This window comes from Streptomyces avermitilis MA-4680 = NBRC 14893 (assembly GCF_000009765.2).
Lineage (GTDB): Bacteria > Actinomycetota > Actinomycetes > Streptomycetales > Streptomycetaceae > Streptomyces > Streptomyces avermitilis.
This window is the reverse complement of the sequence record NC_003155.5, coordinates 3,009,021-3,032,853: the sequence shown is the minus strand read 5'-3', so window position 1 is coordinate 3,032,853 and position 23,833 is coordinate 3,009,021. Positions and strand designations below refer to the sequence as shown.

Below are 23,833 nucleotides of genomic sequence, written 5' to 3'. Positions count from 1 at the left end.
AAGAGAGACCGGCGGTGGGCCGCCGGTGGCGCGCACCGCACGAGCGGGGCGGGTGGCGCAGATCGTCAGTGGTGAAGGCTCTTCGAGCAGGCCCTCAGTGGTGAAGGATCTTCGACAGGAAGTCCTTGGCCCGATCGCTGCGGGGATTGCTGAAGAACTGATCCGGCACAGCCTCTTCGACGATCCGGCCGTCGGCCATGAAGACGACTCGGTTGGCAGCCGAACGAGCGAAGCCCATCTCGTGGGTGACGACGACCATGGTCATGCCGTCGCGCGCGAGCTGCTGCATGACCTCGAGGACCTCGTTGATCATCTCGGGGTCCAGCGCCGAGGTCGGCTCGTCGAAGAGCATGACCTTGGGGTCCATCGCCAGTGCGCGGGCAATGGCGACACGCTGCTGCTGACCGCCGGAGAGCTGCGCGGGGTACTTGTCGGACTGCGTGCCCACGCCGACGCGGTCGAGCAGACCGCGCGCCTTCTCCTCGGCCTTCTTCCGGTCGGCCTTGCGGACCTTGACCTGGCCCAGCATCACGTTCTCGAGCACCGTCTTGTGCGCGAAGAGGTTGAAGGACTGGAACACCATCCCGACATCGGCGCGCAGCCGGGCGAGCTCCTTGCCTTCCTGGGGCAGCGCCTTGCCGTCGATCCTGATGTCGCCCGAATCGATCGTCTCCAGGCGGTTGATGGTGCGGCACAGGGTGGACTTCCCGGACCCGGAGGGCCCGATGACCACGACGACCTCACCACGGGTGATGGTCAGATCGATGTCCTGGAGCACGTGCAACGCGCCGAAGTGCTTGTTGACGCTCTTCAGGACGACCAGTTCGTCGGTCGCGGCCACGGCGTCCTTGGCCACCGATACTTCGGTCATCGCTAACTGGCTCCGTCCTCCTCGGTTTCGGAGGACAGTAGTAACGCCGTACGACCAGCGTCATTACATCTGAGGGGAACTTGAGCATCACGATCCGGTAGCAATCGGACACGTGTCGTAGCAGGGGTGTGCTCAGGGTGCGTACCGGCTGGATAACGGAAGCCGTCCGCAACCAGAACCCTCTTGACGCCGTCCTGATTCATCGGCGTCACTGCCATGGTGCACACGCGCGTGTGCGCGCTTTTTGTACAGAACCCGAGCTATCAGAGTGCAAGCAGAGACCGTACGACCGATGAACCGGAGGGGGCCGGGATGCGACTGCTCCTCGTAGAGGACGACAACCATGTCGCCGCCGCCCTGTCCGCGGTGCTGGCGCGGCACGGCTTCGCCGTCACGCACGCCCGCAACGGCGAGGAGGCCCTTCAGGCGCTCGTCCCCGAGAGCTCCGGCTTCGGCGTCGTCCTGCTCGACCTCGGCCTGCCCGACCAGGACGGCTACGAGGTCTGCGGCAAGATACGCAAGCGCACCAGCACCCCGGTGATCATGGTCACCGCGCGCTCCGACGTACGCTCCCGCATCCACGGCCTCAACCTCGGCGCCGACGACTACGTGGTCAAGCCGTACGACACCGGAGAACTGCTCGCCCGTATCCACGCCGTCAGCCGGCGCAACGCCCACGAGGAGGGCGGGGCGGCCGCCGAGACCGCGCTGCGCCTCGGCTCCGTGCACATCGAGCTGCCCACCCGCCAGGTCAGCGTGGACGGTTCGGTGGTCCAACTGACCCGCAAGGAGTTCGACCTGCTCGCGCTGCTGGCCCAGCGCCCCGGCGTGGTGTTCCGCCGCGAGCAGATCATCAGCGAGGTGTGGCGCACCAGCTGGGAGGGGACCGGGCGCACCCTCGAGGTGCACGTCGCCTCCCTGCGCTCCAAGCTGCGCATGCCCGCGCTGATCGAGACCGTGCGCGGCGTCGGGTACCGGCTCGTCGCCCCGGCCGCGTAGCGGGGCCGGGTGCGCACACGTCTCCTCCCGCTGCTCATCGTCCTGATGGCGGCCGTGCTGCTCGCGCTCGGCTTCCCGCTGGCCGTGAGCATCGCGGCGGCGCAGCAGCAGCGGGTCGTCGTCGACCGCATAGACGACACGGCGCGGTTCGCGGCCCTCGCGCAGTTCGTCACCGACCGGCCCACCGGCTCCCGGGTGGCCGTCACGGACGAACGCGGCGAGACGCTGAGCAAGGAACTCGCCATGTACCACGACGTGTACGGCATCCAGGCCGGCGTCTTCTACCTGGACGACGCGCCCATGGCCCACGCGCCCCAGAACTGGTACCTGCCCGAACGGGGCGAGGGGCGCGACGCGTTCGACGAGGCCCGGCTGGGCCGCCGCAGCCACGACCCCGAGCAGGTCTGGCCCTGGGAGCACAAGCGGCTCGTCGTCGCCTCCCCGGTCATCAGGGACGGCGACGTCATCGCCGTCGTCGTCACCGACTCGCCCACCGGGCAGATGCGTTCCAAGACCCAGCACGGCTGGCTGCTCATCGGGGCGGGCGAGATCGCCGCGATGCTGCTGGCCGTCGGCGCCGCACTGCGCCTGACGGGCTGGGTGCTGCGCCCCGTACGCGTCCTCGACGCCACCACCCACGACATCGCCACCGGACGCCTCAAGTCCCGGGTGGCGGCCGCCGGCGGACCGCCGGAACTGCGGCGCCTGGCCCGGTCGTTCAACGAGATGGCGGACAACGTCGAGGACGTCCTGGAGCAGCAGCGCGCCTTCGTCGCCGACGCCTCCCACCAACTGCGCAACCCGCTGTCGGCGCTGCTGCTGCGCATCGAACTGCTCGCCCTCGAACTGCCCGAGGGCAACGAGGAGATCGCCTCGGTGCAGACCGAGGGCAAGCGCCTCGCCCAGGTCCTCGACGACCTGCTCGACCTGGCGCTCGCCGAGCACGCCGAGGCGGACCTGCGGCTCACCGACATCGGCGAGCTGACGGCCGAGCGCGTCGCCGCCTGGGGGCCGGTCGCCGCCGCCAACGGCGTACGACTGGCCGGGACCTGCCCGGCCACCACGGCCTGGGCCGACCCCATCACTCTCTCCAGCGCCCTCGACGCGGTCATCGACAACGCGCTGAAGTTCACGCCCGAGGGAGAGAGCGTGGAGGTCGAGGTGACGTCCAACGGCGCGGTGTCGTCGGTCGTCGTCACGGACGGCGGCCCGGGCCTCGGCGACGAGGAACTCGCGCGCGTCGGCGACCGCTTCTGGCGCAGCGCGGGCCACCAGAACATCAAGGGCTCGGGCCTCGGCCTGTCCATCTCGCGGGCACTGCTCGCGGCGGGCGGCGGGACGATCTCGTACGCGCACCACGAGCCGCACGGACTGAAGGTGACGGTGACGGTGCCGAGGACGGTGCCGACGGCCTGACGGGGCCCGGAGAGCCGGTTCGCTACGGCTTCACCGAGCGGTAGTAGCGGCTCGCGCCCTCGTGCAGCGCCAGGGGATCCGTGTAGATCGCCGTCCGCAGGTCCACCAGCTGGGCCGCGTGCACCTGGGAGCCGATGCGGTCACGGCTGTCTATCACCGTACGGGTCAGCTGCTCGGTCAGGGTCGCGTCCATGTCCTCCCGGGTCATCAGGAGGTTGGCGACCGCGATCGTCTGCACGGACGAGCCCTGCTGGGCCAGGGGATAGGCATCGGCGGGCATCACGGCCGCCCGGTAGTAGCTGGACGAGTCGCCCTGCTCATGGAGCCTCTTGACCAGGGTGCTGCCGATCGGCACGAGCCGGATGTCGAAGCCCTTCGAGAGCTCGGTGATCGCACTGGTGGTCAGCCCGCCCGACCAGAAGAACGCGTCGATCTTGTGTTGTTCGAGCAGCCCCGGCATGGCCGCGATGCCCTCGGACGACGGTGTGATGTCCTTCTCCGCGTCGAGACCGGCCGCCTTCAGTACATGCTCCGCGATCAGCCGCACCCCGGAGCCGCTCGGCCCTACGGCCACCTTCCTGCCCTTCAGGTCCGCCACGGACTGCACGGACGACGAACGCGGCACCACCAGGTGCACATAGTCGTCGTACAGCCGCGCACAGCCACGCAGCCGGTCGGCTCCCGGCTTGCGCGCCAGCTCGTACGTCGCCACCGCGTCGGCCGCCGCGATGGTGAAGTCGGCATTCCCGGTCGCCACCTTCCGCACGTTCTCCTGCGACCCGTCGCTGTCCAGCAGCGTGACATCCAGCTTCGGCATGTCCTTGGCGATCGCCTGTTTCAGAAGCTTGCCGTACTTCTGATAGACGCCGGTGGGCGTGCCCGTACTGAACGTGACCGTGCCGCCCGGTGACTCCTCGCCCAGCGGCAGCAGCCACCACAGCAGCAGCCCGAACACCACGAAAGCGGCCGTCGAGCCGAGCAGCGCATGGCGCCTGCGAAGACGGGGGAGTGCCTGGAACATGCGCGCGATCCTGCCAGCCCGCACGCTCCGCTGGCCAGGGCCGGGCTCGAAGGAGGGCGAGAGCACGGCCGAAGCGGCCGTGGGTGATCGATGCGATCGATAGGGTCGCCGAATGGACTCCGCGCCCCTCTCGCACGCTTCTCCTGCCGCTCCTGCCGCTCCTGCCGCTCCTGCCGCTCCTGCCGCTCCCGCTTCTCCCGCCTCCCTGGTCCGCGCGTTCCACCTCGCTTTCGGCCTGGATGCCCGCACCGTGCCGACCGAGGTCTCCCCGGAGCTGGCCGCGCACCGTGGTGAGCTGCTCGCCGAGGAGGCGGCGGAGGTCGCCGAGGTGTCCGTCACCGGCCCGCTCGACCGGCTCGCGCACGAACTGGCCGACGTCGTCTACGTGGCGTACGGCACGGCCCTCGTCCACGGGATCGACCTCGACGAGGTGATCGCCGAGGTGCACCGCGCCAACATGACCAAGCTGGGCCCCGACGGCCGCGCCGTCCGCCGGGCCGACGGCAAGGTCCTCAAGGGCGACCACTACCGCGCGCCGGACGTCGGGGCGATCCTCCGCCGTCAAGGGTGGGGACCCGCGGCGGTGTAGCGGGGCCTTGGGGGATCACGAGGAGCAGGGCGGCAACTGCTCGACCACGTGCTGCGGGCTGTTCTCGCGGCTCCGGGGCGGGACGCGGTGCGGACACCACCTACCCTTATGGCATGAGCAGCATCGACCGGAGCCAGCCAGTGGGCGTCAAGACATACGAAGTACGCACCTACGGGTGCCAGATGAACGTCCACGATTCCGAGCGGCTCTCCGGGCTCCTCGAAGACGCCGGTTACGTGCGCGCTCCCGACGGCTCGGACGGGGACGCGGACGTCGTCGTCTTCAACACGTGCGCCGTCCGCGAGAACGCCGACAACCGCCTGTACGGCAACCTGGGCCGGCTCGCCCCGATGAAGACGAAGCGCCCCGGCATGCAGATCGCCGTCGGCGGCTGTCTCGCGCAGAAGGACCGCGACACCATCGTGACGAAGGCGCCCTGGGTGGACGTCGTCTTCGGTACGCACAACATCGGCAAGCTGCCCGTCCTCCTGGAGCGCGCCCGCGTACAGGAAGAGGCCCAGGTCGAGATCGCCGAGTCGCTGGAGGCGTTCCCCTCGACGCTGCCGACCCGCCGCGAGAGCGCGTACGCGGCCTGGGTGTCGATCTCCGTCGGCTGCAACAACACCTGCACCTTCTGCATCGTCCCGGCGCTCCGCGGCAAGGAGAAGGACCGCAGGACCGGTGACATCCTGGCCGAGATCGAGGCGCTGGTCGGCGAGGGCGTCTCCGAGATCACGCTGCTCGGGCAGAACGTGAACGCGTACGGCTCCGACATCGGCGACCGCGAGGCGTTCAGCAAGCTGCTGCGGGCATGCGGTCAGATCGACGGGCTGGAGCGGGTCCGCTTCACGTCCCCGCACCCCCGCGACTTCACCGACGACGTCATCGCCGCCATGGCCGAGACGCCGAACGTGATGCCGCAGCTCCACATGCCGATGCAGTCCGGCTCGGACACCGTCCTGAAGGCGATGCGCCGCTCGTACCGTCAGGACCGCTACCTCGGGATCATCGAGAAGGTGCGCGCCGCCATCCCGCACGCGGCCATCACCACCGACATCATCGTGGGCTTCCCCGGCGAGACCGAGGAGGACTTCGAGCAGACGATGCACGCCGTGCGCGAGGCGCGCTTCACACAGGCCTTCACCTTCCAGTACTCCAAGCGCCCCGGCACCCCGGCCGCCACCATGGAGAACCAGATCCCCAAGGAGGTCGTCCAGGCGCGCTACGAGCGTCTCGTCGCCCTCCAGGAGGAGATCTCCTGGGACGAGAACAAGAAGCAGGTCGGCCGCACCCTGGAGCTGATGGTCGCCGAGGGCGAGGGCCGCAAGGACGGCGCCACGCACCGCCTGTCCGGCCGCGCCCCCGACAACCGCCTCGTGCACTTCACCAAGCCCGACGAGGAAGTGCGCCCCGGCGACGTCGTCACCGTCGAGGTCACCTACGCCGCTCCGCACCACCTGCTCGCCGAGGGTCCCGTGCTGAACGTGCGCCGCACGCGCGCGGGGGACGCCTGGGAGAAGCGACACATCGAGAAGACAGCCGAGGCGGCGAAGCCGGCGGGCGTGATGCTGGGGCTGCCGAAGATCGGCGCACCGGAGCCGCTGCCGGTCGCCACGGGCAGCGGCTGCGGCTGCGACTGACCCGGGCGGGCCGGACGGCCCGCCGCGGGCCCGGCGACGATCAGACGGCGACCGCGTACGCTGCCGATCATGCTTGTAGCCGCCGCCGTCTGCCCCTGTCCGCCCCTCCTCGTGCCCGAGGTCGCCACGGGCGCCGCGCCCGAGCTGGACGCCGCGCGTGCCGCCTGCACGGACGCGCTGGGCGTACTCGCCGCGGCGCGTCCCGACCGGCTGGTGGTCCTCGGGCCCGCCGAGCAGAGCGGGCGAGGACCGCACCCGGAGGGCACGCGGGGTTCGTTCCGTGGGTTCGGCGTGGACCTCGACGTACGACTGGGCGGGGACCGGGCGGCACCGGCGGCCTCGCACGGTGAGCTTCCGCCCTCGCTGGCCGTCGCGGCGTGGCTGCTGGAGCGGACCGGCTGGTCCGACGCCGCCGTGGAAGGCCTCGGTGTGGGGGAGACCCTCGCGGCCGAGCGGTGCATCGAGGCCGGGGAGGGCCTGGTCGCGCGGGTCGAGCGGACGGCGTTGCTGGTGATGGGCGATGCCAGCGCGTGCCGGACGCTCAAGGCGCCGGGTTATCTCGACGAGCGCGCGGCGGGCTTCGACGCGGAGGTCGCGCGGGCACTGGGGGCTGCGGACGTGACCGCCCTCAAGGGGCTGGACGCGGAGCTGGCGTACGAGCTGAAGGCCTCCGGCCGGGCCCCCTGGCAGGTCCTCGCGGGCGCGGCCGAGGGCGCGGGTCTCGGCGGATCGCTGCTCTATGACGACGCGCCGTACGGGGTGGGGTACCTGGTGGCGGCCTGGTCGTAGTCGCCTGCTCGGCCTGGTCGAAGTGCCTGCTAGGCCTGGTGTGGTCGCCTGCGTGACGCGGCCGGCCCGGGCCGCGCGGGCGCGCACACGGCGGACGGCCGGGAGCCGAGCGCTCCGCGGCCGTCCGCCGATGTGCTGTTCAGTTCAGAAAGCCGTGGGGGGCCCAGGCGCATCATGCGGTGGAGTCGCGCCACCGCCCGGCGATCCGCCGTCCTTGTGCGCGAGTCGGTCCATGGCACCCTTCGCCTTGCCCGTCCCCGTATGGATCTTGTCGCTGTATTTGCCCTTGGTCTTCTCGTCGACCATCTTCGCGGCCTTGTCGAGACCACGTTCCACCTTGTCCCCGTGCTGCTGCGCGAGGTCCGACACCTTGTCCTTGGCCGGGGCGAGCTTGGCCTTCAAATTCTCCAGGAGACTCATGGTTCACCTTCCCTCGCGGGGCATCTATGTGCGGGCGTCCTCGCCGGTGTCGCTGTCGGCGGCTTCCTCGGCGGACTGCTGCTTGGGGATCTCGACGCTCTCGCCGACGGACTGAGCGGTGTCCTCCGTCGAGGCCTCGGGCTCGGGTTCGGCCTTCGTCGCCTCGCCCTCGACCTCGGACTCGGCTACGACCTCAACCTTTTCCGCAACCTTGGCACCGGCCTTGTTGTCTGCCTTGGCATCGGCCTCGGAACCCTTCGCCTCCTCCGTCACCTTCGCCACAGGCTCAGCTGTCACCTTCACGGCCGTCACCTTCACGGCCTCCGCCTCGGCGGTCGACGCCTCCTTCGTAGCCTTCGACCTCCGGAGAAGTCGTGCAAAAACGCCCATATCCACTCCATACGTTACTCGTACGGGCGAAATCCCGCGTAGCCCGGTGCGTCCGTTTGCATCGCCCGGGTCACCGGCTCCCGAGACCGGCGGCCGGAACCTCGCAACAGGCAACGACCCCGCACCCGTGCCGTCACGTAGCTCGTTCGAGGAGTGGTCTTCGGGTTTGCGAGACTGGGGCAGTGAGTAGCGCACCCCCCGCCCCCCGCGTCATCGCCGTCGTCGGACCGACCGCGGCAGGAAAGTCCGATCTGGGCGTTTTCCTCGCCCAGCGTCTCGACGGCGAGGTCGTCAACGCCGACTCCATGCAGCTCTACCGAGGGATGGACATCGGCACCGCCAAGCTGACGCCCGAGGAGCGCGGCGGCATCCCGCACCATCTCCTGGACATCTGGGACGTCACCGTCGCCGCCAGCGTCGCCGAGTACCAGCGCCTGGCCCGCGCCCGCATCGACGCCCTGCTCGCCGAGGGTCGCTGGCCGATCCTGGTGGGCGGCTCCGGGCTGTACGTGCGCGGGGCCGTCGACAACCTGGAGTTCCCCGGCACCGACCCCGAGGTGCGGGCCCGGCTCGAGGAGGAGCTCGCGCTGCGCGGCCCCGGGGCGCTGCACGCCCGCCTGGCCGCCGCCGACCCCGAGGCCGGCCACGCGATCCTCTCCAGCAACGGCCGCCGCATCGTCCGGGCCCTCGAGGTGATCGAGATCACCGGCCGGCCCTTCACAGCCAACCTGCCGGGCCATGACTCCGTCTACGACACCGTCCAGATCGGGGTCGACGTGGCGCGCCCCGAACTCGACGAGCGCATCGCACGCCGGGTCGACCGGATGTGGGAGGCGGGCCTCGTCGACGAGGTGCGCGCGCTGGAGGCGCAGGGGTTGCGTGAGGGGCGTACGGCATCGCGTGCGCTCGGCTACCAGCAGGTACTCGCGGCGCTCGCCGGGGAGTGCACCGAGGACGAAGCGCGCGCCGAGACCGTACGTGCCACCAAGCGCTTCGCGCGCCGTCAGGATTCATGGTTCAGGCGCGACCCCCGGGTGCATTGGCTCAGTGGGGCTGCGGCGGATCTCACAGAACTTCCGCAGCTCGCACTGATGTTGGTCGAACGACCGGTTACAGCCTGATCACGTCATGGCATCGGGACGCTCCGGCCGTCATCCGCGCCTCCGGCGGCGTGCCATCATCGAGCTTCGATCGACCAAGTGGAGTCCGAGTTGGGAGGGCGCGTGGCGATGGAGGCCGGCCCTCGCGATACCGCACAAGGCGCGGAGCAGGACACCCCGGAACGCGGGGACGAGCTGGGCGCCGACGGGTACCGACTGGAGCCCGACGGAGTTTTGCTGAGCCCGGACGGGCCCGATGAGCAGCCGCCGGGAGGCGTGACCGCCGACGGACCGGAACCGGAAGAGATGTCCCCGGGACCCGAGGTCGAGGTCGAGCTGCGTCCCCAGCGCCGGCTGCGGATCTGGCAGCTCGCGCCCATCGTGGCGCTGGCCGCGGTCGGCTCGCTGATGTTCGCCTTCCCGCTGGCCTTCGAGTTCGGCGACGGCGGTGCCGTGGTCGCCATGCTCGGACTACTGATCTGCTCCTGCGCCGCCGGCTGGGGCATGATGGCCGCCCGCCGGGTGGGCTACACCTGGCCGGGCCTGCCGCAGCGCGGCTCCGGCCGCCGCGTGGACTGGCGGGTCGTGATCGCGTACGCCGTCGTCGTCGCCGCGGTCGTCGTGCTCGCCGTGTGGCGCGTGGCGCGGCTGCGCTGAGCGGCCCGATCCACCTACCGGAGCGACTGCTCAGGGGCAACCCGGTTCGTCTGCCGGACCCGCCTGCCGCGTGATCGGATCCGCCCGCGAGACCGACGGCCCGGCTGCTCCGATCGCCGACGGGGCGACCTGATGCCCACGGCTGCCCGATGCGTCTACGGGATCGACGGCCCATGGCTACTCCGATACGCCTGCGGGGCCGCCTGCCCATGGCTGTGCCGATCCGCCTGCCGGGCCGACACCACCGACACCCCACGGCCGCCGATCGGACCGTCTGTCCGACCGCTCGCCGGAATGTCGTACCGACCCTTTACGATCGAGGGATGAGCACGCGGATCGCCTTCCTCAAGGGTCACGGCACTGAGAACGACTTCGTGATCGTCCCGGACCCCGAGAACGCCATCGACCTGCCCCCGGCCGCCGTCGCCGCCCTGTGCGACCGCCGCGCGGGCATCGGCGGCGACGGCGTGCTGCACGTCGTGCGCTCCGCCGCCCATCCGGAGGCCAGGGAGATGGCCGCCGAGGCGGAGTGGTTCATGGACTACCGCAACGGCGACGGCTCGGTCGCCGAGATGTGCGGCAACGGAGTGCGGGTGTTCGCGCGCTACCTCCAGCGGGCCGGACATGTGACCGAAGGCGACCTCGCGGTGGCCACGCGCGGCGGCGTGAAGACCGTGCACATCGCCAAGGACGGCGACGTCACCGTCGGCATGGGCAAGGCGTTCCTCCCCGAAGGGGACGTCACGGTGAGCGTCGGTGAGCGCAGCTGGCCCGCGCGCAATGTGAACATGGGCAACCCGCACGCGGTCGCCTTCGTCGACGACCTCGCGCACGCGGGCGACCTGCTCGCCCCGCCGCCCTTCAGTCCGCCGACCGCCTACCCGGACGGGGTGAACGTCGAGTTCGTGATCGACCGCGCCCCCGGCCACGTCGCGATGCGCGTCCACGAGCGGGGCTCGGGCGAGACCCGTTCGTGCGGCACGGGCGCGTGCGCCGTGGCCGTCGCCGCCGCCCGCCGCGACGGCGCGGACCCCGCGGTGACGGGTACCCCGGCGACGTACACCGTCGATCTCCCGGGCGGAACGCTGGTGATCACCGAGCGCCCGGACGGCGAGATCGAGATGACCGGCCCCGCGGTGATTGTCGCCGAGGGCGAGATCGACGCGGAGTGGCTGGAAAACGCGGCCCTCTGAGGCGCCGGGCCGTAAGACATTGCGGCCTTCGGCAGCTGTGGAAGCCGTCAAGCGCAGCCTCCGCAGCCCGAGCCGGTTCGAATCCACGGTCGGCCGCATTCGGCGTGGCTCGAAATCGTAAACCTCTGAACCTTCGCTCGAATGGGTGATCCGTTTCACGCTCGGCGAGAGGCGGTCGGACGCGCGTGGTGGGCTCGGTAGCATCAAGCACCGGCCCGGACGGGGGAATGTCGCCATCCCCAGTGCCGCGTACGCCATGGGGCACCCCGTCCACCGGTCCAAGCAGCCGGAGGTGCCCATGAGCGCGGAGGCCACGAACCCTGCCACGCCCGGCCCCGTCACGCCCGGGGCGTACCGCAGGAAGGGCCGCCCCAGGATCGACCTGCGCCGTCTGGGCCGGGCCGCGCTGCTCGGCCCCGCGGCCCGCGACCGGCTGCCGGACGCGATCGGTCATGTGGCCGAGGCCCACCGCGCCCACCACCCCGACGCCGACCTCGAACCCCTGCGCCGCGCGTACGTACTCGCCGAGTCCTCGCACCGCGGCCAGATGCGCAAGAGCGGCGAGCCGTACATCACGCACCCCCTCGCCGTGACCCTGATCCTCGCCGAACTCGGCGCGGAGACCACGACCTTGACGGCGTCTCTGCTCCACGACACCGTCGAGGACACGGAGGTGACGCTCGATCAGGTGCGAGCCGAGTTCGGCGAGGAGGTCTGTTACCTGGTCGACGGCGTCACCAAGCTGGAAAAGGTCGACTACGGCGCCGCGGCCGAGCCGGAGACGTTCCGCAAGATGCTCGTGGCCACCGGCAACGACGTACGCGTGATGTCGATCAAACTCGCCGACCGGCTGCACAACATGCGCACCCTGGGCGTGATGCGCAAGGAGAAGCAGGAACGCATCGCCAAGGTCACCCGGGACGTGCTCATCCCGCTCGCCGAACGGCTCGGCGTCCAGGCGCTGAAGACCGAACTCGAGGACCTCGTCTTCGCGATCCTGCATCCCGAGGAGTACGAGCGCACCAGAGAACTCATCGTCGGCAACGCGGCGAACGGCGGCGACCCGCTCACGGAGATCGTCGAAAACGTGCGCACCGTCCTGCGCGAGGCCGGACTGCAGGCCGAAGTCCTCATCCGGCCCCGGCACTTCGTCTCCGTGCACCGCGTCTCCCGCAAGCGCGGCCGGATGCGCGGCTCCGACTTCGGCCGCCTCCTGGTGCTGGTGAACGAGGACGCCGACTGCTATGGCGTCCTCGGTGAACTCCACACATGTCTGACGCCGGTGGTCTCCGAGTTCAAGGACTTCATCGCCGTCCCCAAGTTCAACCTGTACCAGTCGCTGCACACCGCCGTGGCGCGCGAGGACGGCGAGGTCGCCGAAGTCCTCATCCGCACCCACCAGATGCACAAGGTCGCCGAGGCCGGTGTCATCGCGCTCGGCAATCCGTACACCCCCGGGGCCGACGACCCCGCCGAGGGCGAGCGCGCCGACCCGACCCGCCCCGGCTGGCTCTCCCGGCTCCTGGACTGGCAGGAGGCCGCCCCGGACACCGACACGTTCTGGTCGACGCTGCGCGAAGACCTCGCCCAGGACAAGGAGATCACCGTGTTCCGCCCCGACGGGGGCGCGTTGGGTCTCCCCGAGGGCGCGAGTTGTGTGGACGCCGCGTACGCGCAGTACGGCGAGGACGCCCACGCCTGCATCGGCGCGCGTGTCAACGGCCGTCTGGCGACGCTGAGTACGGTCCTGAAGGACGGCGACACCGTGCAGCTCCTGATGGGCCAGGACCCCGCGTCCGAGCCCTCCAGGGAGTGGCTGGAGCATGCGCACACGCCTGCCGCGCGGATCGCCATCCAGCGGTGGCTGGCCGCGCACCCGTCGCCGTCGCCGAGCGAGGAGCCCGCCGACGGCCCCGCCACGGACGGCTTCGCCGAACGCTTCGCCGCCGACCCCGCCGCGGAGGGCGCCGCCCGCTTCGCCCCCGAAGGACCCGCCGCCCGCCCCGCCGCGAACGCCGTCGTCGACCAGCCGGGAGCCTCGGTCCGCCTGGCCGGCTGCTGTACGCCCGTACCGCCCGACGAGATCACCGGATTCGCCGTGCGCGGGGGAGTGGTGACCGTCCACCGAGTCGAGTGCGCCGGAGTGGCACGCATGAAGAGCGTGGGGCGCGCGGAGGTCGGTGTGCGCTGGGGGGACACCTCCGAATGCCGGGTCACGCTCGTCGCCGAGTCGTTCGGGCGCCCCCACCTTCTCGCCGACCTCACCGAGGCCATCGCCGTGGAGGGCGTCGCGATCGTCTCCGCGACCGTGGAGCCCCCGAGCCGCCAGCGCGTACGGCACACGTACACGCTCCAACTCCCTGACGCGGCACACCTCCCGGCCCTCATGCGCGCGATGCGGAACGTGCCCGGGGTGTTCGACGTGAGCCGGGCGCAGCACCAGGCGGCGGCCGCGCAGTAGCTCCGGGCCGGGCGGCCGCGCGCCGGAGCCGCCCGATGGCAGTCCGGCGCTGTCACGGAGCCCCCGCGGAACCCGGAGCCCCTACGAACCCCAGAGCCCCCGCGGAACCCGGCGGCGGCACCCGGCTCACCCGGGGCCGCCACGAACCCGTTCGAGTGGGACCGGTGCGAGTCGTCACCGCCGGGCCCCCGCGCGCTGGTAGCCGTGGTCCATGCCGCACACCCCCCGCCCCAGAACCCGTCGCGTCACGTCGGCGATGCTCGCCTCCGCCGTCTCCGTCTGCCTCATCGCCGCGAGCGCCCCCGCGCCGGCGGTCCCCCTGGGGATCGGCGACCGGCTCTTCCCGCACCTCGGAAACCCCGGATACGACGTCGCCTCGTACGACCTCGCCTTCACCTATCCCGGCGCCAACAACAAGCCGCTCACCGCCGTCACCACCATCAACGCACAGGCGAAGGGCCGGCTGGACCGCATCAACCTGGACTTCGCGCACGGCATCGTGCGGTCGGTCGACGTCAACGGCGAGCCCGCGTCGTTCACCGGTGCGGGCGAGGACCTGGTGGTCACCCCCGAGGCGCCGGTCTCCCGGGGGACCCCGATGCGGATCACCGTGCGGCACACCAGTGATCCCGTGTCCGCCAAGGGCCAGGACAGCGGCTGGGTCCGGACGGAGGACGGCCTCGTGATGGCCAACCAGGCCGACGCGGCCCACCTCGTCTTCCCCTGCAACGACCACCCCTCCGACAAGGCGATCTTCACCATCCACGTGACGGCACCCGACGGGTACACGGCCGTGGCGAACGGCCGGCCGGCCGGGGCCGACCGGGAGGGCAGGGCGACCACCTGGACGTACCGCACCGAGCACCCCATGGCCACCGAACTCGCCCAGGTGTCCATCGGCCGCTCCTCGGTGCTCCACCGGACCGGTCCGCGCGGTCTGCCCGTCCGTGACGTCGTACCCACGAAGGACCGCAAGCGGCTGGAACCGTGGCTGGCGAAGACGCCCGGCCAGATCGCCTGGATGGAGCGCAGGGTCGGCCCGTACCCGTTCGAGACGTACGGGCTGCTCGTGGCCCAGGCGCAGACCGGCTTCGAACTCGAGACACAGACACTCTCGCTCTTCGAGAGAGAGCTGTTCACCCGGTCCACGAACCCGAAGTGGTACGTGGAGTCGATCATGGTGCACGAGCTGTCGCACCAGTGGTTCGGCGACAGCGTCAGCCCCCGCACCTGGTCCGACCTGTGGCTCAACGAGGGACACGCCACCTGGTACGAGGCCCTGTACGCGGAGGAGACGGCGCACCGGCCCATGGAGCCGCGCATGAAGGAGGCCTACGAGGCATCCGACTCCTGGCGGGCCACCGGCGGGCCGCCCGCAGCGCCCAAGGGCCCCGAGCCCGGCCAGAAGATCAGCATCTTCCGCCCCAACGTCTACGACGGCGCCGCACTCGCGCTGTACGCGCTGCGCCAGGAGATCGGCCGACCGGTCTTCGAACGACTGGAGCGGGCCTGGGTGGCCCTCCACCAGGACGGCACGGCGTCGACCGCCGACTTCGAACAGCTGGCGTCCGCCCTCTCGGGGCGCGACCTGAGCAGGTTCTTCAAGGCGTGGCTGTACGGGGAGAAGACGCCGCCGATGCCCGGGCACCCGGACTGGAAGTCCGGGCAGGCCACGAAATAAACCCGGTGACGAGACGGGCCGTTCCGTGCGACCATCTTCAGGTCGGCGGCGCGGCCGGGCCCCTGGGGGGCGCGCAGAGCCCCGGCGGGACGGTTCCCGGGAATCTCCCGGGGCACTCACGCGTTGTGAGTGGTGACGGTTCATGTCCGCCGCCGTATCGGTGTCCCCAGCTACGTAAGGATCCAATGACCTCCTCTTCTTCCCCTTCCCAGGACGCGCAGAGCTTCGCGCACACTTACCCCGAGGGTCTTCGGGCCGATGCCCTGATGGAAGAGGACGTCGCCTGGAGCCAGGAGATCGACGGAGACCGGGACGGCGATCAGTTCGACCGCTCCGAGCGCGCGGCCCTGCGCCGTGTGGCCGGCCTCTCCACCGAGCTCGAGGACGTCACCGAGGTCGAGTACCGACAGCTCCGCCTGGAGCGCGTCGTGCTCGTCGGTGTCTGGACCTCGGGGACCATTCAGGACTCGGAGAACTCGCTCGCCGAGCTGGCCGCCCTCGCGGAAACCGCGGGTGCGCTCGTGCTCGACGGCGTCGTCCAGCGCCGCGACAAGCCGGACGCGGCCACGTACATCGGCTCCGGCAAGGCCAACGAACTGCGGGACATCGTCCTGGAGACCGGCGCCGACACCGTCATCTGTGACGGTGAGCTCAGCCCCGGCCAGCTCATCCACCTCGAAGACGTCGTCAAGGTCAAGGTCATCGACCGTACGGCCCTGATCCTCGACATCTTCGCCCAGCACGCCAAGTCCCGAGAGGGCAAGGCGCAGGTCGCGCTCGCGCAGATGCAGTACATGCTGCCGAGGCTCCGCGGCTGGGGTCAGTCGCTGTCCCGTCAGATGGGCGGCGGCAAGGGCGGCGGCCTCGCCACCCGTGGCCCCGGTGAGACCAAGATCGAGACGGACCGTCGGCGGATCCGCGAGAAGATGGCGAAGATGCGCCGGGAGATCGCGGACATGAAGACGGGCCGCGAGATCAAGCGCCAGGAGCGCCGTCGGAACAAGGTTCCTTCAGTCGCGATCGCCGGTTACACCAACGCCGGCAAGTCCTCGCTGCTCAACCGCCTCACGGGCGCGGGCGTGCTCGTCGAGAACGCGCTGTTCGCGACCCTCGACCCGACCGTGCGCCGGGCCGAGACCCCGAGCGGCCGGCTGTACACGCTGGCCGACACGGTCGGTTTTGTACGGCACCTGCCGCACCACCTGGTCGAGGCCTTCCGCTCCACCATGGAGGAGGTCGGTGACTCCGACCTGATCCTGCACGTGGTGGACGGTTCGCACCCGGTCCCGGAGGAGCAGCTGGCCGCCGTGCGCGAGGTGATCAGGGACGTCGGCGCCACCGGCGTACCCGAGATCGTCGTGATCAACAAGGCGGACGCGGCCGATCCGCTGGTGCTCCAGCGGCTGATGAGGAACGAGAAGCGCTCCATCGCCGTCTCGGCCCGCACCGGCCAGGGCATCGCCGAGCTGCTCGCGCTCATCGACAACGAGCTGCCGCGGCCGTCGGTCGAGATCGAGGCGCTCGTGCCGTACACGCACGGCAAGCTGGTGGCGCGCGCCCACACCGAGGGCGAGGTGATCTCCGAGGAGCACACCCCGGAGGGCACGCTGCTCAAGGCGCGGGTGCACGAGGAGCTGGCGGCGGATCTCGCGCCGTACGTTCCGGCACCGCTCGCCTGACCTGTCACAGCCGGTAGGCCCGCCCCCTCGCACAGGGGGCGGGCCTACCGCTTGTACGGGAGCGGTCACCGACCGCCGTACTGCTCGCTCATGGTGTCGTACAGCGCCTTGGCGCCCTTGCCCAGCTGCGGACCCGCCAGCCAGGTGTTGTCGGACGGGCCGATCGAGGTGTTCGAGACGAGCTTGGTCTCGCCGTCGACGACCCGGAACCAGCCGCCGCCGGACGAACCGCCGGTCATCGTGCAGCCGATGCGGTACATCGTCGGCAGACTCGGGGAGAGCGAGAGCCGGCCGGGCTCGTCGAGGCACTTGAACATCTGCTGGCCGTCGTACGGCGGCGCGGCCGGGTAGCCCCACGCGCCCATCGCGCTGACGTCCTGCGCGGAGGGCGCGGAGAAGTCCACGTCGAGGGCGGCACCGACCGTCTCCTCCAGGGACTTGGAGCCGGACTCGGGCTTCACGTGCAGTACCGCGTAGTCGTAGGGCGCGCCCGCGCCGCCCGTCTCGTCGCCGCCGGAGATCCACTGGTGCGAGGTCGAGGCCCAGTCCGCCCACCACTGGCCGTACGGAGCGACCTCGGACGACGTGGCGTCGCTCAGTGCCGCCGCGGACTTGCCGAGGTCGTTGTAGGCCGGCACGAACGCGATGTTGCGGTACCAGCCGCCGCTGCCGCCCGCGTGCACGCAGTGGCCCGCGGTCCATATGAGGTTGGACTTGCCCGGGTGGTTGACGTCCTTGATGACGGTGCCCGAACAGACCATCGAGCCCTCGGGGGAGTCGAAGAAGACCTTGCCCACCGGGGCCGCGTGCTCGTGGTACGGGGTCTTCTCGGCCGTGGCGTCGACGGGCGCCGGATCCGGGTCGCTGACGCCCTGGTCGGCGGACGCGTCCTTCGCCGAGATCGTCTTGTCCGGGTCCTTGGCGGACTTCATCCGCTCGGGCTTCCACAGCCCCTTGATCACCGGATTGACGAAGTCCTTGGCCTCACTGAGCCACTTGTCCTTGTCCCAGTTCTTCCAGCCGCCGTTCTTCCACTTGTCGACATCGACGCCGTGCTCCTTGAGCCGGGCGGCGATGTCGCCGGGCATCCGGGCCTTGTCCTGGCCGGCCGCCTGCGAGGTGGTGGTCTCGGGCTTGTCGCTCGCCTTGTCGTCGCTGCCGTTGCAGGCGGTGGCGGTGAGCGCCAGGGCCGCGACGGTCGCGGCGAGGACGGTGTTCCTCCCGCGCCGGCGCGCGAAGGGCGGACGTACGGAACGCATGCTTGTGTAACCCCCGTTGAAAACGCAGTGCTGTCATGTGCTTGTCAGGCGGCGGCGTGGCTCTCCGTGGAACCCGCCCGGCCGCGACACTCCACTATGCCCGGGCGAATGGGGGCGAACAGCGGCGGGGTGGTGAAGGTTTTCACCCACCACCCCGCCGCCGTCCGTCCGTCCGACTCCTGTCAGACCCTCGCGCTACTGACCCGCGAACTTCTTGCTGACCGAGTCGTACACGCCCTTGGCCACCGGGCCGAGCCGTGGGCCGGCCAGCCAGCCCGAAGTCACCGGGCCGATCGAGGTGTTGGACACGAGCGCGGGCTTGCCGTCCGAACCCGTCGCCACCCAGCCGCCGCCGGACGAACCGCCGGTCATCGTGCAGCCGATGCGGTACATCGTCGGGTCCGACTTGGCGATGGACAGCCGGCCCGGCTTGTCCTGGCACTGGTACAGCGTCTGCCCGTCGTACGGCGCCGCGGCCGGGTAGCCGGTCGCCGTGATGCTGCTCACCTTCGGCACGGCGGGGGCGTTGAAGTCCACCGGAAGGGCCGAACCGACCGTCTCCTCCAGGGACTTGCCGTCGCCGCCCTTCTCCGGCGTCACATGGATGACGGCGTAGTCGTACGACGCGCCGTCGCCGCCCGTCTCGCCGCCCTTCTCGATCCACTGCTGCGAGGTCTGCGCCCAGTCGCCCCACCAGACGCCGTACGGAGCTATCTCCTGCTTCGTGGCGTTCTGCAGCTCGGCGGTCGTCTGGCCGGCGTTGTTGTACGCGGGCGCGAACGCGATGTTGCGGTACCAGCCGCCCTTCTTGCCGGCGTGCACGCAGTGGCCCGCGGTCCACACGAGGTTGGACTTGCCCGGGTGCGCCGGGTCCTCGACCACGGTCGCCGAACAGACCATCGTGCCCTCGGGCGCGTCGAAGAAGACCTTGCCCGCGGTGGGGGCGTTGTCGTGGTACGCCGCCTGCACCGCCTTCGCGTTCACCGGCGCCGGAGTCGGGTCCGTGACGCCCTGGTCGCCGGTGAGGTCGTTGTCGTCGACGCCCTTGTTCTTGTCCGGGTCGTCGGCGTCACGCATCCGGTCCGGGTCCCACAGGCCCTTGATGATCGGGTTGATGTACTCGTTGGCCTCGCGCAGCCAGTCGTCCCTGTTCCAGTTCTTCCAGGCGCCGTTCTTCCACTTGTCTATGTCGATCCCGCGCTCTTTGAGCTTGTCCCTGATGTCGTCCGGGATCTTGATCTTGTCGTCGCCGGCGGAGGACGCGGACGGGGACGACTCGCTGCTCGCCTTGGTGTCGTCGCCCGAGTCGCAGGCGGTGGCGGTCAGCGCGAGTGCCGTGGCGAGGCCGACGGCGCCCAGCACGGGAGAGGTCCTGCGGCGTGCGCTCCTCCCTCGGCGAGCGGCGAAGAGCGGGCGAATCGGTCGCATGGTGTGAACTCCCCCTGGTGAAGAGACATCTGTACTGCGGGTGCGACCGCGATACGCGGTCGCGTACCGCGGTTTGGTGCGGATGCGCGGATTCGGCCCCCTCGGTACGCGACCGCTATCGCTGTCGCGAGAACCGATAGCCCGATGATCATCCGTCTCCGCCGGACGGCACCACACACTATGCGGTCGCTGTGGGGGACATCCGACGGGGCGGCAACGGTTCCGTCACGGAGATGATCACCCGGAGAACGGCGGTCACGGGCAAGGGCCTTCGATCATGATGGGGTCTCCGGTCACGGGCGAGGACCATCGGGCATCGGCGGGGCCTCCAGCCATCGGCGAGGTCTTGGGTCTCGGCAAGGTCGCCAGCCATCGGCAAGGTCTGCAGCCATCGGCAAGGATCTTCGGCTCACCCGCTTCCCCGAGCGAGCCGTCTCGTTGGTACGTACGGGGGGCCTGCCGCCTGTGTTCAGCGCGTCCGTTCAGTGCCCTCCCTCAACTCGCCTCTGAACAGCGGGAGGAACTGTCGTCGTGGCTGTGACCAAGTCTGCGGTGGCGTCCCTGAAACGTGAAGCCGAGGGAGCGCACGCGGCGCACGAGGGGATTCTGCGGCGTCAGTCGGCGCGCGAATCCGCGGCACGCACCTATGCGCGCGCCCTGCCGATCGTGCCGGTCCGGGCGCGCGGGCTGACCATCGAGGGGGCCGACGGGCGCCGCTACCTCGACTGTCTCTCGGGCGCGGGGACACTGGCTCTGGGACACAACCACCCGGTGGTCCTGGAGGCGATCCGGAAGGTCCTCGACTCCGGGGCTCCGCTGCACGTCCTGGACCTGGCCACCCCGGTCAAGGACGCGTTCACCACCGAGCTGTTCCGCACGCTGCCGGCCGGGCTCGCCGACCGGGCGCGCGTCCAGTTCTGCGGGCCGGCCGGGACGGACGCCGTCGAAGCCGCGTTCAAGCTGGTGCGTACGGCCACCGGGCGCAGCGGACTGCTCGCCTTCACCGGCGCGTACCACGGGATGACCGCGGGGGCGCTCGAGGCATCCGGGGGCGCGACCGACGGACGGGTGGCGCGCCTGCCCTATCCACAGGACTACCGCTGTCCCTTCGGCATCGGCGGCGAACGTGGCGCCGAACTCGGCGCCCGTTGGACCGAGTCGCTGCTCGACGACGTCAAGTCGGGCGTGCCGCTGCCCGCCGGGATGATCCTCGAACCCGTGCAGGGCGAGGGCGGGGTGATTCCCGCGCCGGATGCCTGGCTGCGCCGGATGCGCGCGATCACCGCGGACCGGTCCATTCCGCTGATCGCGGACGAGGTGCAGACGGGAGTGGGCCGTACCGGAAGGTTCTGGGCGGTCGAACACAGCGGTGTCGTACCGGACGTGATGGTCCTGTCGAAGGCAATCGGCGGCAGTCTGCCCCTCGCTGTCGTCGTGTACCGGGACGACCTCGACGTCTGGCAACCGGGCGCCCACGCGGGCACGTTCCGCGGCAACCAGCTCGCCATGGCCGCGGGCACGGCCACGCTCGCGTACGTCCGCGAGCACCGCCTCGCCGAACGCGCGCAGACCCTGGGGGCGCGCATGCTCGACCAACTCCGCTCACTCGCGACGGAGTTCCCGTGTGTCGGGGAAGTGCGCGGTCGGGGATTGATGATCGGCGTCGAGCTGGTGCGGGCCGAGGAGGATCGCGAGGCGGTGAGTCCGGGTTCCGGGGACTTCGCGTCCCTGGACACGGCCGGCGCGGGCCCGCGTCCCGCCGCGCCCGAACTGGCGGCCGCGGTCCAGCGGGAGTGTCTGCGGCGTGGCCTGATCGTCGAACTGGGCGGCCGGCACGCGAGCGTGGTCCGGCTGCTTCCCCCGCTGACCATCAGCGACGAACAGGCGACCGCGGTGCTGGACCGACTCGCGGACGCGGTGGAAGCGGTGGCGCGCGGGCGGGCAGAACGGAGCCGAGGCTTCCAGCGCTCGGAGCGGGCCGGGTAGTCGCGTACGGCCGGAGCGTGAGGCGGGATCGGTGGATGGCTCCCCCGCCCCAGCCGCATCGACCCGGACGGCCCGCAGCGCCCCCCCCATCACCCGTGTCCCCGGCTCGCCCCGTGCGAGCCCGAACGCCCCACAACGCCCCATAACGCCCCACGAGGAACTCTGTTGAACGCCACCCCCACATCCGACGGCGGCTCCCGCACTCACGAGCGAGCAGGCCACGACACCCAGCTCCCGACCGTTCAGGGCCCCCAGGCCGTGTTCGCATCGGAGGCTCAGGCCGCGCCGGCACCTGAGACCCAGGCCCCGCTCGCACCAGCGACCCAGGTCGTATTCGTACCGGAGGTCCGCACCCCAGTTGTGCAGGCGTCCGAATCGGTCCCCCCGCCGGTTGGACGGGCTCGGGAGAGTGAGCGGCTGCGCGGCACCACCGCCGACCCGCTGGATCATCCCGAAGCCCAGACCGCCGCCCAGGCCGCCGCCGTCGAGAACCTGCTGCGCTGCTGGGTACGGGAGAACGGCCTCGTCGCCCCCGACGACGGCACCCTGCGCATCCCCCTGCTCGCCACGGGCACCGCCCTCCTCGTCCCCGTTCACCACTGGTCCCCGACGGGCTGGCACCGCTTCGGCCTCCCGTACCTCGCGGACGCGCCGCAGACGGCCCCGCCGGCCGACGCGGTGACGGTGGTGGCGCTGCTGGCCAGGGAAGCGGCCGGAAGCCGCCGCGCCCCCCGCCCCGCGCACAGCGCCGTCGACCACTGCGCCGTCGACCACAGCGCCGACCTGGTGGGCCGTGTCGCCGACTCCGTCCGTCGCACCGCCGTCTTCATCGACGACCGCCGCGCCCGCCCCGCCGACGAGCCCGACCTCTTCCTCGCCGCCGAACAGGCGCTGCTGCTCGGACACCCGCTGCACCCCACGCCGAAGAGCCGCGAGGGCCTCTCCGAGGCCGAAGCCCGCCTCTACTCACCCGAGCTGCGCGGATCCTTCGCCCTGCACTGGCTGGCCGTCGCGCCCCCGGTACTCGCCACGAACTCGGCGTGGACCGAGCGCGGTCGTCCCGTGCCCGCCGAGCAGCTGACCGCACGGCTCGCCGGCGACGGACTGCCGATGCCCGACGGGTTCGCCGCGCTGCCGCTGCACCCCTGGCAGATCCGCGAGATCCGGCACCGTCCCGAGGCCGCCGCGCTGCTCGACGCCGGACTGATCCGGGATCTCGGCCCCCATGGCCCCGCGTGGCACCCCACCTCATCCGTCCGCACCGTCCACCGCACCGGCGCCCCGGCCATGCTGAAGCTGTCGCTGGGCCTGCGCATCACCAACTCCCGCCGGGAGAACCTCCGCAAGGAACTGCACCGGGGCGTCGAGGTCCACCGTCTGCTGCGCAGCGGCCTCGGCGAGCAGTGGCAGGCAGCGCACCCCGGCTTCGACATCGTCCGCGACCCGGCCTGGCTCGCCGTCGACGACCAGCACGGGAACGCGGTCCCCGGGCTCGACGTGATGATCCGCCACAACCCGTTCGCCCCGACCGACGACGTCTCCTGCGTCGCCGGGCTCGTCTCGCCACGCCCCTGGCCCCAGCCCACCGAACAGCCCCGTCCCGTCATGCGCTCGCGGCTCGCCGAGATCATCATCCGGCTCGCCGGCCGCACGGGCCGTCCCCGCGGTGCCGTGGCCACCGAGTGGTTCCTGCGGTATCTGGAGCAGGTCGTACGGCCCGTGCTGTGGCTCGACAGCGAGGCGGGCATCGCACTGGAGGCCCACCAGCAGAACACCCTGCTCCTGCTGGACCCCGAAGGCTGGCCCACGGGCGGCCGCTACCGGGACAACCAGGGGTACTACTTCCGTACGTCCCGGCGCGCGGAACTCGAGGCCCGGCTGCCCGGCATCGGCGAGCACAGTGACACCTTCGTCTCCGACGAGGTCACCGACGAACGCTTCGCGTACTACCTCGGCATCAACAACGTGCTCGGGCTCATCGGGGCGTTCGGCTCCCAGCACCTTGCCGAAGAGCAACTGCTGCTGGCGGCCTTCCGACGCTTCCTCGCCGATGTCGCCACCGGCCCCGCCCGGCTGCGCACACCGCTGCCGACCCGCCTGCTCGACTCACCCGTGCTGCGCTGCAAGGCCAACCTGCTGACCCGGTTGCACGGCCTCGACGAGCTCGTCGGCCCGGTCGACACCCAGTCCGTCTACGTCACCATCGCCAATCCCCTTCATTCCTGAGGAACATGACCCACCCCGTCTTCTGAGA

General features: G+C 70.9%; 19 protein-coding genes. 13 read left to right on the top strand and 6 right to left on the bottom strand.

The window, feature by feature from the left end; translation table 11 throughout:
• Window positions 1-94 precede the first annotated feature (94 nt).
• Entirely contained in the window at window positions 95-871 is a 777-nt protein-coding gene (locus tag SAVERM_RS12950) for an amino acid ABC transporter ATP-binding protein (RefSeq protein WP_010983921.1), read from the bottom strand.
• A 312-nt stretch (window positions 872-1,183) separates the two neighbouring features.
• Here SAVERM_RS12950 and SAVERM_RS12945 point away from each other — a divergent pair, with 312 nt between their 5' ends.
• Together SAVERM_RS12945 and SAVERM_RS12940 are read left to right on the top strand one after the other, a co-directional pair.
• On the top strand, window positions 1,184-1,870 hold the full coding sequence (locus SAVERM_RS12945) for a response regulator transcription factor (RefSeq protein WP_010983920.1): 687 nt from the start codon (window positions 1,184-1,186) through the stop codon (window positions 1,868-1,870).
• A gap of 9 nt (window positions 1,871-1,879) precedes the next feature.
• Complete coding sequence (locus tag SAVERM_RS12940) at window positions 1,880-3,286, top strand: sensor histidine kinase (protein ID WP_010983919.1); 1,407 nt, start codon at window positions 1,880-1,882, stop codon at window positions 3,284-3,286.
• A 22-nt stretch (window positions 3,287-3,308) separates the two neighbouring features.
• On the opposite strand, the gene SAVERM_RS12935 is transcribed toward SAVERM_RS12940, so the two are convergent.
• Entirely contained in the window at window positions 3,309-4,307 is a 999-nt protein-coding gene (locus SAVERM_RS12935) for a TAXI family TRAP transporter solute-binding subunit (protein ID WP_010983918.1), read from the bottom strand.
• A gap of 112 nt (window positions 4,308-4,419) precedes the next feature.
• On the opposite strand from SAVERM_RS12935, the gene SAVERM_RS12930 reads away from it, so the two are divergent.
• The 3 genes from SAVERM_RS12930 (at window position 4,420) to SAVERM_RS12920 (ending at window position 7,325) form a co-directional block, all read left to right on the top strand.
• Entirely contained in the window at window positions 4,420-4,896 is a 477-nt protein-coding gene (locus SAVERM_RS12930; protein WP_010983917.1) for a pyrophosphohydrolase domain-containing protein, read from the top strand.
• A gap of 113 nt (window positions 4,897-5,009) precedes the next feature.
• Window positions 5,010-6,536 (top strand): tRNA (N6-isopentenyl adenosine(37)-C2)-methylthiotransferase MiaB, encoded by a 1,527-nt coding sequence (gene miaB / locus SAVERM_RS12925; RefSeq protein WP_010983916.1) that lies wholly within the window; start codon window positions 5,010-5,012, stop codon window positions 6,534-6,536.
• Between the two features lie 69 nt (window positions 6,537-6,605).
• Window positions 6,606-7,325 (top strand): class III extradiol dioxygenase subunit B-like domain-containing protein, encoded by a 720-nt coding sequence (locus tag SAVERM_RS12920; protein ID WP_010983915.1) that lies wholly within the window; start codon window positions 6,606-6,608, stop codon window positions 7,323-7,325.
• Window positions 7,326-7,469: 144 nt separating this feature from the next.
• Here the strand turns inward: SAVERM_RS12920 and SAVERM_RS12915 are convergent, their stop codons facing one another.
• Entirely contained in the window at window positions 7,470-7,745 is a 276-nt protein-coding gene (locus SAVERM_RS12915) for an antitoxin (RefSeq protein WP_010983914.1), read from the bottom strand.
• Between the two features lie 24 nt (window positions 7,746-7,769).
• Window positions 7,770-8,048 (bottom strand): hypothetical protein, encoded by a 279-nt coding sequence (locus tag SAVERM_RS12910; protein ID WP_306292873.1) that lies wholly within the window; start codon window positions 8,046-8,048, stop codon window positions 7,770-7,772.
• Between the two features lie 269 nt (window positions 8,049-8,317).
• Here SAVERM_RS12910 and miaA point away from each other — a divergent pair, with 269 nt between their 5' ends.
• From miaA to hflX, 6 genes are all read left to right on the top strand, one after another.
• Entirely contained in the window at window positions 8,318-9,256 is a 939-nt protein-coding gene (gene miaA, locus SAVERM_RS12905; protein WP_010983912.1) for a tRNA (adenosine(37)-N6)-dimethylallyltransferase MiaA, read from the top strand.
• A gap of 108 nt (window positions 9,257-9,364) precedes the next feature.
• A complete protein-coding gene (locus SAVERM_RS12900; protein ID WP_037650098.1) occupies window positions 9,365-9,892 on the top strand; it encodes a hypothetical protein in 528 nt (175 codons plus the stop codon).
• 323 nt (window positions 9,893-10,215) lie between these two features.
• Entirely contained in the window at window positions 10,216-11,085 is an 870-nt protein-coding gene (gene dapF / locus SAVERM_RS12895; protein ID WP_010983910.1) for a diaminopimelate epimerase, read from the top strand.
• A gap of 298 nt (window positions 11,086-11,383) precedes the next feature.
• On the top strand, window positions 11,384-13,546 hold the full coding sequence (locus SAVERM_RS12890; protein ID WP_010983909.1) for a RelA/SpoT family protein: 2,163 nt from the start codon (window positions 11,384-11,386) through the stop codon (window positions 13,544-13,546).
• A 211-nt stretch (window positions 13,547-13,757) separates the two neighbouring features.
• The gene (locus tag SAVERM_RS12885) at window positions 13,758-15,227 is read left to right on the top strand and encodes a M1 family metallopeptidase (RefSeq protein ID WP_010983908.1); all 1,470 of its coding nucleotides are present in this window, start codon (window positions 13,758-13,760) and stop codon (window positions 15,225-15,227) included.
• Between the two features lie 185 nt (window positions 15,228-15,412).
• Entirely contained in the window at window positions 15,413-16,906 is a 1,494-nt protein-coding gene (gene hflX, locus SAVERM_RS12880; RefSeq protein WP_010983907.1) for a GTPase HflX, read from the top strand.
• A 65-nt stretch (window positions 16,907-16,971) separates the two neighbouring features.
• On the opposite strand, the gene SAVERM_RS12875 is transcribed toward hflX, so the two are convergent.
• Together SAVERM_RS12875 and SAVERM_RS12870 are read right to left on the bottom strand one after the other, a co-directional pair.
• Complete coding sequence (locus tag SAVERM_RS12875) at window positions 16,972-18,165, bottom strand: trypsin-like serine peptidase (RefSeq protein WP_010983906.1); 1,194 nt, start codon at window positions 18,163-18,165, stop codon at window positions 16,972-16,974.
• 195 nt (window positions 18,166-18,360) lie between these two features.
• A complete protein-coding gene (locus tag SAVERM_RS12870) occupies window positions 18,361-19,593 on the bottom strand; it encodes a trypsin-like serine peptidase (protein ID WP_010983905.1) in 1,233 nt (410 codons plus the stop codon).
• A gap of 531 nt (window positions 19,594-20,124) precedes the next feature.
• Here SAVERM_RS12870 and SAVERM_RS12865 point away from each other — a divergent pair.
• Together SAVERM_RS12865 and SAVERM_RS12860 are read left to right on the top strand one after the other, a co-directional pair.
• Complete coding sequence (locus SAVERM_RS12865; RefSeq protein ID WP_010983904.1) at window positions 20,125-21,579, top strand: diaminobutyrate--2-oxoglutarate transaminase family protein; 1,455 nt, start codon at window positions 20,125-20,127, stop codon at window positions 21,577-21,579.
• A gap of 258 nt (window positions 21,580-21,837) precedes the next feature.
• Window positions 21,838-23,805 carry an IucA/IucC family protein gene (locus SAVERM_RS12860; protein ID WP_420822306.1) on the top strand — a complete coding sequence of 656 codons (1,968 nt, stop codon included), beginning with the start codon at window positions 21,838-21,840 and terminating at the stop codon, window positions 23,803-23,805.
• Window positions 23,806-23,833 lie beyond the last annotated feature (28 nt).

Coding starts and splice junctions, on each gene's coding strand:
- SAVERM_RS12950 (WP_010983921.1), bottom strand. CDS start 871: ATGACCGAAGTATCGGTGGCCAAGGACGCCGTGGCCGCGACCGACGAA.
- SAVERM_RS12945 (WP_010983920.1), top strand. CDS start 1,184: ATGCGACTGCTCCTCGTAGAGGACGACAACCATGTCGCCGCCGCCCTG.
- SAVERM_RS12935 (WP_010983918.1), bottom strand. CDS start 4,307: ATGTTCCAGGCACTCCCCCGTCTTCGCAGGCGCCATGCGCTGCTCGGC.
- SAVERM_RS12930 (WP_010983917.1), top strand. CDS start 4,420: ATGGACTCCGCGCCCCTCTCGCACGCTTCTCCTGCCGCTCCTGCCGCT.
- miaB (WP_010983916.1), top strand. CDS start 5,010: ATGAGCAGCATCGACCGGAGCCAGCCAGTGGGCGTCAAGACATACGAA.
- SAVERM_RS12920 (WP_010983915.1), top strand. CDS start 6,606: ATGCTTGTAGCCGCCGCCGTCTGCCCCTGTCCGCCCCTCCTCGTGCCC.
- SAVERM_RS12915 (WP_010983914.1), bottom strand. CDS start 7,745: ATGAGTCTCCTGGAGAATTTGAAGGCCAAGCTCGCCCCGGCCAAGGAC.
- SAVERM_RS12900 (WP_037650098.1), top strand. CDS start 9,365: ATGGAGGCCGGCCCTCGCGATACCGCACAAGGCGCGGAGCAGGACACC.
- dapF (WP_010983910.1), top strand. CDS start 10,216: ATGAGCACGCGGATCGCCTTCCTCAAGGGTCACGGCACTGAGAACGAC.
- SAVERM_RS12890 (WP_010983909.1), top strand. CDS start 11,384: ATGAGCGCGGAGGCCACGAACCCTGCCACGCCCGGCCCCGTCACGCCC.
- SAVERM_RS12885 (WP_010983908.1), top strand. CDS start 13,758: ATGCCGCACACCCCCCGCCCCAGAACCCGTCGCGTCACGTCGGCGATG.
- hflX (WP_010983907.1), top strand. CDS start 15,413: ATGACCTCCTCTTCTTCCCCTTCCCAGGACGCGCAGAGCTTCGCGCAC.
- SAVERM_RS12875 (WP_010983906.1), bottom strand. CDS start 18,165: ATGCGTTCCGTACGTCCGCCCTTCGCGCGCCGGCGCGGGAGGAACACC.
- SAVERM_RS12870 (WP_010983905.1), bottom strand. CDS start 19,593: ATGCGACCGATTCGCCCGCTCTTCGCCGCTCGCCGAGGGAGGAGCGCA.